Here is a 16,550-nt window from a genome sequence, read left to right as displayed (position 1 = left end):
GGAGCCGACATGACCGACCGGAGCCACTGGCAGACCTGGCAGCGCAGCTGGGACCGCCAGCAGGAGTGGTACCTGCCCGACCGCGAGGAGCGGTTCCGGGTGATGATCGACCTGGTCGAGGCGGTGGCCGGCCCCGCACCGCGGGTGCTCGACCTCGCCTGCGGCACCGGCAGCATCACCGAGCGCCTGCTCGCCCGGCTGCCCGGCGCCACCAGCGTCGGCGTCGACCAGGACCCGGCACTGATGGCCATCGCCCGCGGCCTCTTCGCCGACGAACCCCGGTTCACCCTGGTCACCGCCGACCTCAAGGACCCGCACTGGGCCGACCGGCTCCCGGCCGGCCGGTTCGACGCCGTGGTGACCGCCACCGCCCTGCACTGGCTGCGCACCGACGACCTCACCCGGCTCTACCAGGACCTCGCCGGCCTGCTCCGCCCCGGCGGCGTCCTGCTCAACGCCGACCACGCGCCCGAGGAGGAGGCGATCCCGCTGCTCACCGCCGCGGACGAGGCCTTCCAGCAGCGCCGCCAGGCCCGCGAGAAGGCCGAGGGCGTCCTCGACTGGGCCGAGTGGTGGGCCGCCGCCGAGGCCGACCCGCTGCTCGCCGAGCACGTCGCCGCCCGCAAGGCGGTCTACGGCTCGCACGCCGAGGGCCAGTCGCACCCGGCCGGCTGGCACACCACCCGGCTCACCGCGGCCGGGTTCCGGGAGGCCGGGGTGGCCTGGCGCTCGGTCACCGACGCCCTGGTCGCCGCCGTCCGCTGAACGCGCGGGGGCGGGGAGGGCCGGCAGCCCCGGCCCTCCCCGCCCCGCGTCGGCGGCTGCTCAGCGCAGCAGCCCCGCGTCCATCCCCGCCGACTCGACCGGCAGCGCCACCAGGCCCAGCTCGGTCGGCGAGGCCAGCCGCGGATGGGCCGGCAGCACCCGGACGGTGTAGCCGAACGGGCCCGTCCGGCAGAGCTCCAGGGAGCCCTCGTACCGGGTGCGCCCGTCGAGGTCCGGCCCGCCGACCGGCTTCAGGGCGAGCAGGCAGGCGTCCGAGATGCCGTCCGACTCGTCCACCCGGCCGGAGACCACCTGCACCTCGACGTCGCCGGGCTCCAGCGCGCCGAGGGCGACCTGCACCCGCAGCGCCAGCGCACTGCCCAGCTCCTGCGCCTCGTCCGGGCAGTCCGCCTCGACGTGCTCCACCCGGACGGCCGGCCAGGCCTCCCGGACCCTCGCCTTCCAGCCGGCCAGCTCCCGCGCCCCCGCGTACGGGACGGTGACCCGCCCGCCCGCCTCGCCGCGCTCCTCGCCCGCGAGCGGGCCCACCGCGGCCAGCTCCCGCTGGGCCACCGCCGCCGGCGTGTAGAGCCGGTCGACGTACTCGCGGACCATCCGCCCCGCCAGCACCTTGGGCCCGAGCGTCACCAGCGTGTGCCGGACCATGGCGATCCAGCGGTGCGGCAGGCCGTCCTCGCCCCGGTCGTAGAACCGGGCGGCCACCTGGTGCTCGATGAGGTCGTAGAGCGCCGCCGACTCCAGGTCGTCGCGCCGCTCGGCCTCGCTGCTCTCCGGATCGAGGACGCCGCCGGTCTCGTCGGCGGTGGGGATCGCCCAGCCGTTCTGGCCGTCGTACCACTCGTCCCACCAGCCGTCCAGGACGGACAGGTTGAGGCAGCCGTTGAGCGCGGCCTTCATCCCCGAGGTGCCGCAGGCCTCCAGCGGGCGGAGCGGGTTGTTCAGCCAGACGTCGCAGCCCGGGTAGAGGTGCCGGGCCATCGCCATGTCGTAGTCCGGCAGGAAGACGATCCGGTGCCGGACGGCCGGGTCGTCGGCGAACGCCACCAGCTGCTGGATCAGCCGCTTGCCGCCGTCGTCGGCCGGGTGGGCCTTGCCGGCGACGACGATCTGCACCGGCCGGGTGGGGTGCAGCAGCAGCGTGCGCAGCCGGTCCTGGTCGCGCAGCATCAGGGTGAGCCGCTTGTACGAGGGCACCCGGCGGGCGAAGCCGATGGTGAGCACGTCCGGGTCGAGCACCGAGGAGACCCAGCCCAGCTCGGCCTCGCCGGCCCCACGCTGGTGCCAGGAGGCACGCAGCCGGCGGCGGGCCTCGTCCACCAGCTGGGCGCGCAGGTTGCGGCGGAGGTCCCAGATCTCGGTGTTGCCGATCCGCTCCAGCCCGGTCCAGCGCTTGGCGTCGCCGGTGGTCATCGCGTCCTCGGCGCGGTCGGCGCCGATCTCGGCCGCGCCGAGCCGCACGACCGCCGGGTCGATCCAGGTCGCGGCGTGCACGCCGTTGGTGACGGAGGTGATCGGCACCTCGGAGGCGTCGAAGCCCGGCCAGAGGCCGTTGAACATCGACCGGCTGACCTCGCCGTGCAGGGTGGAGACGCCGTTGGCCCGCTGGGCGAGCCGCAGGCCCATGGCGGCCATGTTGAACAGCTTCGGGTCACCGCCGCGCCAGGTCTCGGCGCCGAGCGCGAGGACCTGCTCGACCGGGACACCGGGGAGCGCGGCGTCGCCGCCGAAGTGGCGGGCGACCAGCTCCCGGTCGAAGCGGTCGATGCCGGCCGGGACGGGGGTGTGGGTGGTGAACAGGGTGCCGGCCCGGACGGCCTCCAGCGCGGCGGCGAAGTCCAGGCCGGCGTCCGCGATCAGCTCGCGGATCCGCTCGACGCCGAGGAACCCGGCGTGGCCCTCGTTGGTGTGGAAGACCTCGGGGGCGGGGTGGCCGGTCAGCCGGCCGTAGGCGCGGACGGCGCGGACGCCACCGATGCCGAGCAGCATCTCCTGGAGCAGCCGGTGCTCGCTGCCGCCGCCGTAGAGCCGGTCCGTGACGTCGCGCTCGGCGGGCGAGTTCGCCTCGATGTCGGAGTCGAGCAGCAGCAGCGGGACGCGCCCGACCTGGGCCTTCCAGATGTGGGCGGCCAGGGTGCGGCCGCCGGGCAGCGGCAGATCGACCCTGGTCGGTGTGGAGTCGGCCTCCCGGAGCAGGGTGACGGCCAGTTCGTCCGGGTCGAGCAGCGGATAGCGCTCCTGCTGCCAGCCGTCCCGGTTGAGCGACTGCCGGAAGTAGCCGTGCCGGTAGAACAGCCCGACGCCGATGACCGGGACACCGAGGTCGCTGGCGGCCTTCAGGTGGTCGCCGGCCAGGATGCCGAGCCCGCCGGAGTACTGGGGCAGCGCCGCGGCGATGCCGTACTCGGGCGAGAAGTAGGCGATGGCGGCGGGCTGGGGGGCACCGACGGCGTCCTGGTCCGGGCTGTGCCGGTCCGCCTGGTACCAGCGCGGGCCGGCCAGGTACTCCCGCAGGTCGTCGGCGAGGTCGCCGAGTCTGCGCAGGAACCGGCGGTCGGTGGCGAGAGCGGCGAGCCGGGCGGCCGGGACCTCCCCGAGCAGGCGCACCGGGTCCTCACCGGTCGCGGCCCAGACCTCCGGGTCCACGGACCGGAAGAGGTCCCTGGTCTCGGGGTGCCAGGACCAGCGCAGGTTGAGGGCCAGCTCGTGCAACGGCTGGAGTTGTTCGGGCAGGACGGTGCGGACGGTGAATCTGCGGATTGCCTTCACGGCGTGAAGCGTAGACCCGGCGCCCCTCATGAGGGTGCGTCAAGTGGGCTATTCGGCCTCCGTTCGGCCTATTGATGAGATCGCATTCGGCGCATTGGACTGCACAGGGGGCGCGCGCGGCGCACTTTCCGGGGAGCCGCGCTACCAATACATGAACATCGCGGTACAGCTCCATTTCCGGTCGTGGACCCGTCCCCTCGATGGCCCGAAACTACTGTCGTACCACTGCGAAAGTCTTGTCCCCGGTGCGACTATGAACCAAGGTCGTTGATGCGGCGGGGAGTGCGGCGACGGGTGGCGCCCCCCTAGAAGCAGCACGTCCGAATCCTTTTCGCGTTGATCGTTCCCCGACCTTCTTAGCCCATTCGGCGCGCGCCGCGCACCGATGCGTGTCCTCCGACTCGGCCTGCTCGTTCACGGGTGGGTTGGGTCACCCAGGGGCGTGCCCCGAGGGGCGCGCGCCGGGACGCGCGCGGGCTCTCGGGCGCCCCGTCAGGGGCCCGGCGGGAGCCGGGCAGGTTGCCGGGGACGGCGGCGCGGGCAGGCTTCCGGTCGCACGGCCTCCCCACCCAGCAGTCCTCCCGGTACTCCCCCCCGGCCCGTGCGGCCCGCGGGAGCTGCCGCCGATCTCGGGCAGGAGCTTGGCATGCACGGCGACACGCGGGACCAGTCCACACCGGTGGCCGACGCGCCCGGCGCAGCGGTCGCGGAATCCGCCGGACGGATGGATTCTGACACCCGGACAGACGCGCCGATGCCGGCACCCCGGGGTGCCGGGGCTATGCGTACGGAGCAGCAGCCCGAACCGGCCCGACAACCAGGGGCCGAGGAGAGCCGGACGGCGGCACCGCGCAAGCGCACCACCACCCGGCGCAGCGCCGCCACCGTCGAAGGCACCTCCGCCGAAGCCGCCACCGCGGCCGCGACCGGGACCGCCGGCGAGGCCGCACCGGCCGGGACCACCCCCTCGGCCGGTGCGCCCACCGCCGCCCGCAGGGCCCCGACCCGGCCGGCCACCGCCCGGACCACCACGTCCCGGACCACGCCCGCCAGGACCACGACCGCCCGCAAGCCCTCCGCCCGCAAGACGACAGAGAGCGACACCGTGATCGGCCGCATCCCCGTCCTTGACGTCTCCCCCCTCGTCGACGCCGGCCGCCGCCCGGCCAAGGCCGTGACCGGCGAAACCTTCCTGGTCACCGCCACCGTGTTCCGCGAGGGCCACGACGTGGTCAACGCCAACGTGGTGCTGCGCGACCCGCGCGGCCGCAGCGGCCCGTGGACCCCGATGCGCGAGCTCGCCGAGGGCACCGACCGCTGGGGCGCGTACGTGACGCCGACCGCGCCGGGCCGCTGGTCCTACCTGGTCGAGGCGTGGAGCGACCCGCTGGCCACCTGGCGCAGGACGGCGGCGGTGAAGCTGCCCGCCGGGATCGACACCGCGCTGGTGCTGGAGGAGGGCGCGCTGCTGCTGGAGCGGGCCGCCGGGGGCGTGCCGAAGAAGGAGGGCCGGGCGCACCTGCTCACCGCGGTGGACGCGCTGCGTGACACCGGCCTGCCGCCGCTCTCCCGGCTGGCCGCCGCGCTCGCCCCCGAGGTGCTGGACCTGCTGGCCCGGTTCCCGCTGCGCGAGCTGGTCAGCGCCTCCCGCCCGCTGCCGCTCCAGGTGGACCGCGAGCGGGCGCTGTACGGCTCCTGGTACGAGTTCTTCCCCCGCTCGGAGGGCGCGGTGGTCGACCCGTCCGGGGTGGAGCCGCCGCGCCCGGGCACGCTGCGCACCGCCGCCGAGCGGCTGCCGGCCGTCGCCGCGATGGGCTTCGACGTGGTCTACCTGCCGCCGGTGCACCCGATCGGCCGGGCCTACCGCAAGGGCCCGGACAACACCCTGTCGGCCGGCCCGCACGACGTCGGCTCGCCGTGGGCGATCGGCTCGCCGGAGGGCGGGCACGACGCCGTCCACCCGGACCTCGGCACCATCGAGGACTTCGACCACTTCGTCGCCGAGGCCGGGGCGCTGCACCTGGAGGTGGCGCTGGACTTCGCGCTGCAGTGCTCGCCGGACCACCCGTGGGTGAACAAGCACCCCGAATGGTTCAGCCACCGCGCCGACGGCTCCATCGCCTATGCCGAGAACCCGCCGAAGAAGTACCAGGACATCTATCCGATCAACTTCGACCAGGACATGGACGGAATCGTCAAGGAAACCGTCCGGGTGCTCCGGTTCTGGATGTCCCACGGCGTGCGGATCTTCCGGGTCGACAACCCGCACACCAAGCCGGTGGTGTTCTGGGAGAAGGTCCTCGGCGACATCGCCCGCACCGACCCGGACGTGCTCTTCCTGGCGGAGGCGTTCACCCGCCCCGCGATGATGCACACCCTGGGGAAGATCGGTTTCCACCAGTCGTACACGTACTTCACCTGGCGCACCACCAAACAGGAACTCGTCGAGTACCTCACCGAACTCTCCGGCGACGCCGCCGCCTACATGCGGCCCAACTTCTTCGCCAACACGCCGGACATCCTGCACGCCTACCTGCAGACCGGCGGCCGGGCCGCGTTCGCGATCCGCGCCGTCCTGGCCGCCACCCTCTCCCCCAGCTACGGCGTCTACGCCGGCTACGAGCTGTACGAGAACGAGCCGGCCCACCCCGGCTCCGAGGAGTACCTGCACTCGGAGAAGTACGAACTGCGCCCGCGCGACTGGAGCCGCACCGACACGCTGGCCCCGCTGCTCACCGTGCTGAACCGGCTGCGCCGCCGGCACCCCTCGCTGCAGCAGCTGCGCGGCCTGCGCTTCCACGCCACCGACAACGACCAGGTGCTCGCCTACTCCAAGACCGCGACCACGGCCGACGGCCTCACCGACCACGTCATCACGGTGATCAACCTGGACCCGCACCACGTCCAGGAGGCGACCGTCACCCTCGACGGCGACGGGCCGTTCACGGTGCACGACGAGCTCACCGGCGCCGCCTACAGCTGGGGCCGGCACAACTACGTCCGGCTCGATCCCTCAGCCGAGCCGGCTCACCTCCTCACGGTTCGGAGGAACCCAGCGTGACAGTGAACGAGCCCGTCCCCGACACCTTCCCCGAGACCTCGAAGAAGAACCTTGATCCCGAGTGGTTCAAGCGTGCGGTCTTCTACGAGGTGCTGGTGCGGTCCTTCCAGGACAGCAACGGCGACGGGATCGGGGACCTCAAGGGGCTCACGTCCAAGCTCGACTACCTGCAGTGGCTCGGGGTGGACTGCCTCTGGCTGCCGCCGTTCTTCGCCTCACCGCTGCGCGACGGCGGGTACGACGTGGCCGACTACAAGTCGGTGCTGCCGGAGTTCGGCGACCTCGCCGACTTCATGGAGTTCGTGGACGCGGCGCACGCCCGCGGCATGCGGGTGATCATCGACTTCGTCATGAACCACACCAGCGACCAGCACCCGTGGTTCCAGGCCTCCCGGGACGACCCGGACGGGCCGTACGGCGACTTCTACATGTGGGCCGACGACGACAAGCAGTACCCGGACGCCCGGATCATCTTCGTCGACACCGAGACCTCCAACTGGACGTACGACCCGGTGCGCAAGCAGTACTTCTGGCACCGGTTCTTCTCTCACCAGCCGGACCTCAACTACGACAACCCCCGGGTCCAGGAGGAGATGATCGCCGGGCTGCGGTTCTGGCTCGACCTCGGCATCGACGGGTTCCGGCTGGACGCCGTGCCGTACCTGTTCGCCCGCGAGGGCACCAACTGCGAGAACCTGCCGGAGACGCACGAGTTCCTCCAGCGGGTCCGCAAGGAGATCGACGCCGACTACCCCGACACCGTGCTGCTCGCCGAGGCCAACCAGTGGCCGGAGGACGTCGTCGACTACTTCGGCGACTTCCCCTCCGGCGGCGACGAGTGCCACATGGCGTTCCACTTCCCCGTGATGCCGCGGATCTTCATGGCGGTCCGGCGGGAGTCCCGCTACCCCGTGTCGGAGATCCTCGCCAAGACCCCGAAGATCCCCGCCGGCTGCCAGTGGGGCATCTTCCTGCGCAACCACGACGAGCTGACCCTGGAAATGGTCACCGACGAAGAGCGCGACTACATGTACGCGGAGTACGCCAAGGACCCCCGGATGCGCGCCAACGTGGGCATCCGCCGCAGGCTCGCCCCGCTGCTGGAGAACGACCGCAACCAGATCGAGCTGTTCACCGCCCTGCTGCTCTCCCTGCCCGGCTCGCCGGTGCTCTACTACGGGGACGAGATCGGCATGGGCGACAACATCTGGCTGGGCGACCGGGACGGCGTGCGCACGCCGATGCAGTGGACCCCGGACCGCAACGCGGGTTTCTCCTCCGCCGACCCGGGCAGGCTCAGTCTGCCGCCCATCATGGATCCGGTGTACGGGTACCAGGTGACCAATGTCGAAGCGCAGCAGAGCAGTTCGAGTTCGCTGCTGCACTGGACGCGTCGCATGATCGAGATCCGCAAGCTCAATCCGGCGTTCGGGCTCGGCACGTACACCGAACTGCCCTCCAGCAACCCCGCGGTGCTGGCCTTCGTGCGGGAGCACGAGGGGGACCTGGTCATGTGCGTGAACAACTTCTCGCGGTTCGCACAGCCGACCGAACTGGACCTGCGGCAGTACGGCGGACGCTATCCGGTCGAGCTGATCGGCGGGGTGCGCTTCCCCTCGATCGGCGAGTGGCCCTACCTGCTCACCCTCGCCGGGCACGGCTTCTACTGGTTCCAGCTCCGCCGGCCCCCGCGGCTGAGCACTACCGGGCGATCGAAGTAACGATCCGGCAGCAGCACCGATCGACAGCACCACCGAACCCTCCGGGGGCGCGAGTTGAACCCCCGCGCCCCCGGAGTTCTCTGCACCACCGCGTACGGAGAACAGCCCAACGGCCACCCACACGAAGGCGTGACACCCGAGCGCCCCGCTCGCGTGCCGTCGCCGCCGCGCCGCCGAAATCCGGAAGACTGACGGACCCGGCCAGACCCGTCGGGCAGTCCGCCCGCTTCCGGGGAAAGGGAGTCATGTCCGAAACCTCCCGTTCTCAGGCCCATGTGCACCGCGACCCCCCGGCCGGCCCCGCCGCGCCGCTGGGCACGCGGGGCGCCGGGGCCCGGAGAACCGCACTGGGGGTCAGCGAACTCGTCCAGGCGGCGCTGCCGCTGATCGCCGAGTGGCTCCCCACCCAGCGCTGGTACGCCGGCAAGGGGAGGCCGATCACCGGCCTCTCGCCGGTGGTCGGCACCCCGCTCCAGGTCGGTGACCCCGCCCTGCTGCACCTGCTGCTGCGGGTCGAGCACGCCACCACCGCCGGAGCTCCGCACGGGGACATCTACCAACTGCTGCTCGGCATCCGTTCGAAGGGGCCGGCGGAGATCGAGCCGACCGCGGTGCTCGGGCGGCTCACCCAGGGCCCGTACGACGGCGCCGCGCTGTACGACGCCGTGCACGACCCCGAGCTGACCGGGCGACTGCTCGAACACCTGGCCACCGGCGACCGGTTCGGCTCGCTGTCGTTCCGCCGCACCCCCGGCTCGGGACTGCCGGCCAACCTGCCCGGGCGCGCCTCCACCGCCGAGCAGTCCAACAGCTCGGTCATCTACGGCACCTCCTACATCCTCAAGCTCTTCCGCCGCGTCCACCCCGGCACCAACCCCGACCTGGAGCTCTCGCTGGCACTCTCCCGGGCCGGCTCGACCCGCATCCCGCGGGTCGCCGCCTGGTTCGAGAGCCGGCTGGAGCGCGCCGAACCGGCCACCCTCGGCCTGCTCCAGCGCTACCTGCCGGAGGCCGAGGACGGCTGGGAGCTGGCGCTCGACCAGGTCGGCCGGCTCAAGGGGGACCCGTCACCCGGCAACTTCGCGATCGAGGCGCACCGGCTCGGCCGGGCCACCGCCGAAGTGCACCGGGTGCTGGCCCGCTCGATGCCGGTCACCCGGCTCGACCGCACCCAGACCCGCCGGCTCGCCACCGCCATGGCCGACCGGCTGGACAGCGCGGTGGCCGCCGTCCCCGGGCTGATGCGCTACCGGGCCGCGCTGCGCACCGCCTTCCAGCAACTCGCCGACGCCCACCCGGACGGCATGCCCGTCCAGCGGATCCACGGCGACCTGCACCTCGGCCAGGCCATGCGCACCCCGCACGGCTGGGTGCTGCTGGACTTCGAGGGCGAGCCCGCCAAGTCCGTCGCCGAACGGCGCGAACCGCAGACCGCGCTGCGCGACGTCGCCGCGATGCTCCGCTCCTTCGACTACGCCGCCGCCCACCTGCTGGCCGGCGGACCGTCCGACCCGGAGCTGGCCCACCTGGCCGCCGCCTGGGCGCAGCGCAACCGCACCGCCTTCTGCGCCGGCTACACCGCCGGCGGCGGCACCGACCCGGCCGCCTCGCCGGAGCTGATGCGCGCGCTGGAGATCGACAAGGCGGTGTACGAGGTGGTGTACGAGGCGCGGCACCGGCCCGGCTGGCTGCCGATCCCGCTCGCCGCGATCAACCGCCTCGCGCTCACCGTCTGACCCTCCCGCCCCCGCCCTGCCCTGCCCTGCCCGACCGCCCGCCCGCCCGCCCAGCCCGGCTCCGCCGCTCCACCAGGTCGTCCGCCGCACTGGAGTTCGCCCACGCCCCCGCCGCCGACGTTCCCGCGGCCACACCGATTCCGCAGGAGGACCACGCCGTGACGCCGCTCGACCCGCCCGGCCGCACCACCCGTACCGTGCCTGCCACCTTCCTGGCGGCCGCGGGCTCCCCGCAGCGCGAGCCCGCGGCGCCCCGGCGGGCCGAGCCGCGCGCGGCGGCGCGCCCCGCCCCCTCCCCCGCTCCCTCCCCCGCGGCCGGCCCCGGGGGCACCGCCGGGGAGACGGCGGGCCGTGCGTCCGGCTCGGCACCCGGATCCGCGTCCGACTCCGTACCCGGATCCGCGCCGGCCTTCGCGCCCGGCTTCACCGCCGGGTTCACGGCCGGCGGCGTGCTCCGGCTGCCCGAGGCGCCGCTGCCGCCGGCCGAGGTGGACCGGCTGGTCGGTGGCCAGCACCACGACCCGCACGCGCTGCTCGGCACCCACCCGGTGCACGGCGGCACCGCGATCCGGGTGCTGCGGCCCTTCGCCGAGCGGGTCGTGGTGGAGACCGCGCAGGGTCCGGCCGAACTCACCCACCAGCAGGGCGGCCTGTTCACCGGCCTGCTGGCCGGCGCCCAGGCGGGCCCGGTGGACTACCGGCTGCTGGTGACGTACCCCGGCGGCGAGCCGATCGTCCAGCAGGACGGCTACCGCGCCCGGCCCACCCTCGGCGAGCTCGACCTGCACCTGATCTCCGAGGGCCGGCACGAGCAGCTCTGGCAGGCGCTCGGCTCGCACGTGCGCACCGTCGACGGGGTCGACGGCACCGCCTTCGCGGTCTGGGCGCCCAACGCGGCCGGCGTCCGGCTGATCGGTGGCTTCAACCACTGGAACGGCACCGGGCACCCGATGCGCTCGCTCGGCTCCTCCGGCATCTGGGAGCTGTTCGTCCCCGGCCTCGCCGAGGGCACCGAGTACAAGTACGAGATCCACACCCGGCAGGGCTGGGTGCTCGACAAGGCCGACCCGCTGGCCCGGGCCGCCCAGCTCCCGCCCGGCACCGCCTCGGTGGTCACCTCCTCGTCGTACCGCTGGCAGGACGGCGACTGGATGGCCCGCCGGGCCCGCGCCGCCCACCACCGGGCACCGATGTCGGTCTACGAGCTGCACCTGCCCTCCTGGCGCCCCGACCTCACCTCCTACCGGGCCATCGCCGAGGAACTCCCGCAGTACCTGAAGGAGTTGAACTTCACCCACGTGGAGTTCATGCCGGTCATGGAGCACCCCTTCGGCGGCTCCTGGGGCTACCAGGTGTCCGGCTACTACGCCCCCACCGCCCGGCTCGGCAGCCCCGACGACTTCCGCCACCTGGTCGACACCCTGCACCGGCACGGGATCGGCGTGATCGTCGACTGGGTGCCCGCGCACTTCCCCAAGGACGACTTCGCACTCGCCCGCTTCGACGGCGAGCCGCTGTACGAGCCCGCCGACCCGCTGCGCGCCGAGCACCCCGACTGGGGCACCCTGGAGTTCGACTACGGGCGCACCGAGGTCCGCAACTTCCTGGTCGCCAACGCGGTGTACTGGTGCGAGGAGTTCCACATCGACGGCCTGCGGGTGGACGCCGTCGCCTCGATGCTCTACCTCGACTACTCCCGCGAGGGCGGTGCCTGGACGCCCAACCAGTACGGCGGACGGGAGAACCTGGACGCCGCGGCGTTCCTCCAGGAGATGAACGCCACCGTCTACCGCCGCTGCCCCGGCGTGATCACCATCGCCGAGGAGTCCACCGCCTGGGACGGCGTCACCCGGCCCACCGACAGCGGCGGCCTCGGCTTCGGACTGAAGTGGAACATGGGCTGGATGCACGACTCGCTGGTCTACATGTCCAAGGAGCCGGTGCACCGCAAGTACCACCACAACGACATCACCTTCTCGATGGTGTACGCCTACTCGGAGAACTACGTCCTGCCGATCTCGCACGACGAGGTGGTGCACGGCAAGCAGGCGCTGGTCTCCAAGATGCCCGGGGACTGGTGGCAGCAGCGCGCCAACCACCGTGCCTACCTCGGCTTCATGTGGGCCCACCCGGGCAAGCAACTCCTCTTCATGGGACAGGAGTTCGCCCAGGGATCGGAGTGGGACCACGAGCAGGGCCCACAGTGGTGGGTGCTCGACGACCAGTGGCCGGCCGCCGCCGAGCACCTCGGGGTGCGCCACCTGGTGCGCGACCTCAACCGGACGTACCTCGACGCGCCCGCCCTCTGGGAGCAGGACACCACCCCGGAGGGCTTCCGCTGGCTCGACGGCGGCGCCGCCGAGGACAACCTGCTCTCCTTCGTCCGGTACGCGGCCGACGGCTCGCCGCTGGTCGCGGTCTGCAACTTCTCCCCCGTCGTGCGCCACGGCCACCGGGTCGGCCTGCCCGCCCTGGACGGCCGCGAGCAGCTCTGGGAGGAGGTGCTGAACACCGACGCCGAGACCTACGGCGGCAGCGGCGCCGGCAACTCCCGCCCGGTCAAGGCCGAGCCCGTGGAGTGGAACGGCCAGCCCCGCAGCGCCGAGCTGATCCTCCCGCCGCTCGCCACCCTCTGGCTGCGCCCGGCCTGACCGCGGTACGGGCTTCGGCGGCGGCCGAACCCTTGTGCCCGGCCGCCGCCGGCCCCAGGCTCCCCGCCTGCCACTGATCGGCAGCAGGCGGGGGGCCTTGCTCGTGCTCATGTTCCTGGGGTCGCTCCACCGCGCCAGAACTTCCTCCAGTGTCCGCACGGCTGGCTGCTGGACCGGCGCGTGTCGGAGATCGGGATGAGCGAGAGCCCGCTCGGGGTCCTGCCGGAGCTGTCCGGCTCCGAGCGGTACGACCCGGCCGCCCGGCCCTGATCCGGCCCCTCCCGGCATGACCTTCGACCCTTGCCCCCGGCGGTCGACTCTGCTCGCGGACGGGCGTTCGCGGTGCGAAGGTATGGTCGATATGACCATCCTCTGAGACGACGGGACGGAGAAACCCACGTGGCGCGCAGCGTGTACGTGACCGGGATCGACCGGGGGGACGGCCGGCAGGCGGTCGAACTCGGGGTCATGGAACTGCTCACCCGCCAGGTGGACCGGGTCGGGGTGTTCCGCCCGCTCGTGCACCGGCAGGCCCCCGGCGAGGCCGGCCACGACCACGTGGTCGAATTGCTGCGCACCCGCTACCGGCTCGACCTGCCGCCCGCCGACCTCTACGGGCTCGGCTACGAGGAGGCCGCCGCCCTGCAGGCCGCCCACGGACAGGACGAGCTGGTCTCCACCCTGGTGGACCGGTTCCGGGCGCTGGAGCGGCGCTGCCAGGCCGTGCTGGTGCTGGGCACCGACTTCGCGGACACCAACATCCCCGACGAGCTGGCCTTCAACGCCCGGCTCGCCAACGAGTTCGGCGCCGCCGTGCTGCCGGTGGTCGGCGGGCACGGCGAGGATGCCGGGGCCGTGATCGCCGAGGTGCGCAACGCCCACCGCGCCTACACCGACCTCGGCTGCGAGACCCTGGCGATGATCGCCAACCGGGTCTCCCCCGGCACCAAGCAGCAGATCCAGCGCACACTGACCGAGAAGCTGCCGATCCCGGCCTACGTGATCCCGGAGGAGCCGGCGCTGGCCGCGCCGACCGTCGCCCAGCTGGTCGAGGCGACCGGCGCCGAGGTGCTGATCGGCGACGCCGCGGGCCTGGCCCGGGACGTCCGCGGGTTCGTCTTCGGCGGCGCGATGCTGCCGACCTTCCTGGACGCGCTGACCGAGGGCGCCCTCGTGGTGACCCCCGGGGACCGCGCCGACCTGGTGATCGGCTCGCTGGCCGCGCACGCCGCCGGCGCCCCGCCGATCGCCGGCGTGCTGCTGACGCTCGGCCAGCACCCCGGCCCGAACGTGATGGCGCTGGCCGCCCGGCTGGCGCCCGGCACACCGGTCGCGGTCGTCCCCGAGGGCAGCTGGCCGACCGCCGCCACGCTGACCCACCTGGAGGGCAAGCTCTCCGCGGCCAGCCCGCGGAAGGCCGAGATCGCCCTCGGCCTCTTCGAACTGCACGTGGACACCGCCGAGTTGACCACCCGGATCGAGGTCGGCCGGTCCGAGCGGGTGACCCCGATGATGTTCGAGCACGAGCTGCTGGAGCGGGCCCGCTCGGCCCGCCGGCACGTGGTGCTGCCCGAGGGCACCGAGGAGCGGGTGCTGCGCGCCGCCGAGGTCCTGCTCCGCCGCAACATCTGCGACCTCACCCTGCTCGGCGACGCGGACGCCGTCCGCCGCAAGGCCGCCGCGCTCGGCATCGGCCTGCCCGCCGCCGACGACGCCGCCGACCGCGCGCAGGTCCGGATCGTCGACCCGGCCACCAGCCCGCTGCGCCGCCAGTTCGCCGAGCTGTACGCGAGGCTGCGCGCGCACAAGGGGATGACCGTCGAACTGGCCCTGGACGTGGTCACCGACGTCAGCTACTTCGGGACGCTGATGGTCCAGGAGGGCATCGCCGACGGGATGGTCTCCGGCGCGGCCCACTCGACCGCCGCCACCATCCGGCCCGCCTTCGAGGTGATCAAGACCTCGCCCGGCGCCGCCATCGTGTCGAGCGTCTTCTTCATGTGCCTGGCCGACAAGGTGCTGGTCTACGGCGACTGCGCGGTCAACCCCGACCCGGACGCCCAGCAGCTGGCCGACATCGCCATCCAGTCCGCCGCGACCGCCGCCCAGTTCGGCGTCGAGCCGCGGGTCGCGATGCTCTCCTACTCGACCGGCACCTCCGGCTCCGGCGCGGACGTCGACAAGGTCCGCAAGGCCACCGAACTGGTCCGCGAGCTGCGCCCGGACATCCTGGTCGAGGGCCCGATCCAGTACGACGCCGCGGTGGACGCGCGCGTCGCGGCCACCAAGCTGCCGGGCTCGCCGGTGGCCGGCCGGGCCACCGTGCTGATCTTCCCCGACCTCAACACCGGCAACAACACCTACAAGGCCGTCCAGCGCTCGGCCGGCGCGGTGGCGGTCGGCCCCGTCCTCCAGGGCCTGCGCAAGCCCGTCAACGACCTCTCACGCGGCGCCCTGGTCGAGGACATCGTCCACACCGTCGCGATCACGGCCATCCAGTCCCAGCGGCAGGCCGAAGGAGCCGACAAGTGAGTGAAGGTACCCGCGTCCTGGTCCTGAACGCCGGCTCCTCGTCGGTGAAGTACCAGCTGATCGACATGCTCGACGGGGCCCGGCTCGCCGCCGGGCTGGTCGAACGGATCGGCGAGGCCGGCGGCCGGCTGGTGCACACCCCGCGCACCGGCGCGAAGCGGGAGTCCGCCGCGGCCTTCCCCGACCACTCCGCCGCGCTGAAGGCCGTCGCCGAGGAGCTGGCCGCCGACGGCGTCGGGCTGGACTCCCCCGAACTGGCGGCGATCGGCCACCGGGTGGTCCACGGCGGGCTGCGGTTCACCGAGCCGACCGTGATCACCGACGAGGTGCTCCGGGAGATCCGCCGGCTGATCCCGGTCGCCCCACTGCACAACCCGGCCAACATCACCGGCATCGAGGTGGCCCGCGCGCTGCGCCCGGACCTGCCGCAGGTGGCCGTCTTCGACACCGCCTTCCACGCCTCGATGCCGGAGTACGCGGCCCGGTACGCGGTGGACCGGACCGTCGCCGACGAGCACCGGGTGCGCCGCTACGGCTTCCACGGCACCTCGCACCAGTACGTCTCGCGGGCCACCGCCGGGCTGCTCGGCAAGGACCCGGCCGAGGTGAACGTGATCGTGCTGCACCTGGGCAACGGCGCCTCGGCCTCGGCCGTCGCCGGGGGCCGCTGCGTCGACACCTCGATGGGCCTCACCCCGCTGGAGGGCCTGGTGATGGGCACTCGTTCGGGTGATATCGACGCGGGCGTGGTGTTCCACCTGCACCGGGTCGGCGGGCTCTCGATCGACGAGATCGACAACCTGCTCAACCGCCGCAGCGGCCTGCTCGGCCTCTGCGGCGACAACGACATGCGCGAGATCATGCGGCGGGCCGACGAGGGCGACGCCGACGCGCGGCTGGCCTTCGACGCGTACATCCACCGACTGCGCAAGTACATCGGCGGCTACTACGCGATCCTGGGCCGGGTGGACGCGATCGCCTTCACGGCGGGCGTCGGCGAGAACGCGGCGCCGGTGCGGGCGGCGGCCACCGCCGGGCTGGAGGAGCTGGGCATCGTGGTCGACCCCGAGCTGAACCCGGTGCGCTCCGACGAGGCCCGGATCATCTCGCCCGCGTACTCCCGGGTGGCGGTCGCCGTGGTGCCCACCGACGAGGAACTGGAGATCGCGCGACAGGCCTTCGCCCTGGTGCACCGGCAGCCCGGCCGGTGATGTCCGGGCAGTGACACCCCGTCGTCTCGCTCCTCGGGATCCTTCGTCGACGATTCCTCACGTTTCGTGCCGAATGCACCTATAAC

General features: G+C 73.1%; 8 protein-coding genes. 7 read left to right on the top strand and 1 reads right to left on the bottom strand.

Translation table 11 applies throughout. The features are described from left to right. The first annotated feature begins 9 nt into the window (after window positions 1-9). The gene (locus OH807_RS26355) at window positions 10-765 is read left to right on the top strand and encodes a class I SAM-dependent methyltransferase (protein ID WP_406203189.1); all 756 of its coding nucleotides are present in this window, start codon (window positions 10-12) and stop codon (window positions 763-765) included. A gap of 60 nt (window positions 766-825) precedes the next feature. Here OH807_RS26355 and glgP read toward each other — a convergent pair whose 3' ends face one another. Further along, the gene (gene glgP, locus OH807_RS26350; RefSeq protein ID WP_406203187.1) at window positions 826-3,552 is read right to left on the bottom strand and encodes an alpha-glucan family phosphorylase; all 2,727 of its coding nucleotides are present in this window, start codon (window positions 3,550-3,552) and stop codon (window positions 826-828) included. A 1,105-nt stretch (window positions 3,553-4,657) separates the two neighbouring features. Here glgP and OH807_RS26345 point away from each other — a divergent pair. The 6 genes from OH807_RS26345 to OH807_RS26320 all read left to right on the top strand — a co-directional run bounded on the left by OH807_RS26345 (window position 4,658) and on the right by OH807_RS26320 (window position 16,464). Beyond that, window positions 4,658-6,613, top strand: a complete 1,956-nt coding sequence (locus tag OH807_RS26345; RefSeq protein ID WP_406211196.1) for an alpha-1,4-glucan--maltose-1-phosphate maltosyltransferase — start codon at window positions 4,658-4,660, stop codon at window positions 6,611-6,613. Then, a complete protein-coding gene (gene treS, locus OH807_RS26340) occupies window positions 6,610-8,334 on the top strand; it encodes a maltose alpha-D-glucosyltransferase (protein ID WP_406203185.1) in 1,725 nt (574 codons plus the stop codon). Before OH807_RS26345 ends, treS begins: the two co-directional genes overlap by 4 nt. Window positions 8,335-8,579: 245 nt before the next feature. Further along, complete coding sequence (locus tag OH807_RS26335) at window positions 8,580-10,070, top strand: maltokinase N-terminal cap-like domain-containing protein (protein ID WP_406203183.1); 1,491 nt, start codon at window positions 8,580-8,582, stop codon at window positions 10,068-10,070. 158 nt (window positions 10,071-10,228) lie between these two features. After that, window positions 10,229-12,721 carry a 1,4-alpha-glucan branching enzyme gene (gene glgB / locus OH807_RS26330; protein ID WP_406203181.1) on the top strand — a complete coding sequence of 831 codons (2,493 nt, stop codon included), beginning with the start codon at window positions 10,229-10,231 and terminating at the stop codon, window positions 12,719-12,721. A 399-nt stretch (window positions 12,722-13,120) separates the two neighbouring features. Further along, window positions 13,121-15,253: a phosphate acetyltransferase gene (gene pta / locus OH807_RS26325; protein ID WP_406203179.1), complete on the top strand. Its 2,133-nt coding sequence runs from the start codon at window positions 13,121-13,123 to the stop codon at window positions 15,251-15,253. Beyond that, complete coding sequence (locus tag OH807_RS26320; protein ID WP_406203177.1) at window positions 15,250-16,464, top strand: acetate kinase; 1,215 nt, start codon at window positions 15,250-15,252, stop codon at window positions 16,462-16,464. Before pta ends, OH807_RS26320 begins: the two co-directional genes overlap by 4 nt. Window positions 16,465-16,550 lie beyond the last annotated feature (86 nt).

It is taken from the genome of Kitasatospora sp. NBC_01560, assembly GCF_045208415.1.
GTDB lineage: Bacteria > Actinomycetota > Actinomycetes > Streptomycetales > Streptomycetaceae > Kitasatospora.
This window is presented reverse-complemented; position numbering and strand designations above follow the sequence as displayed.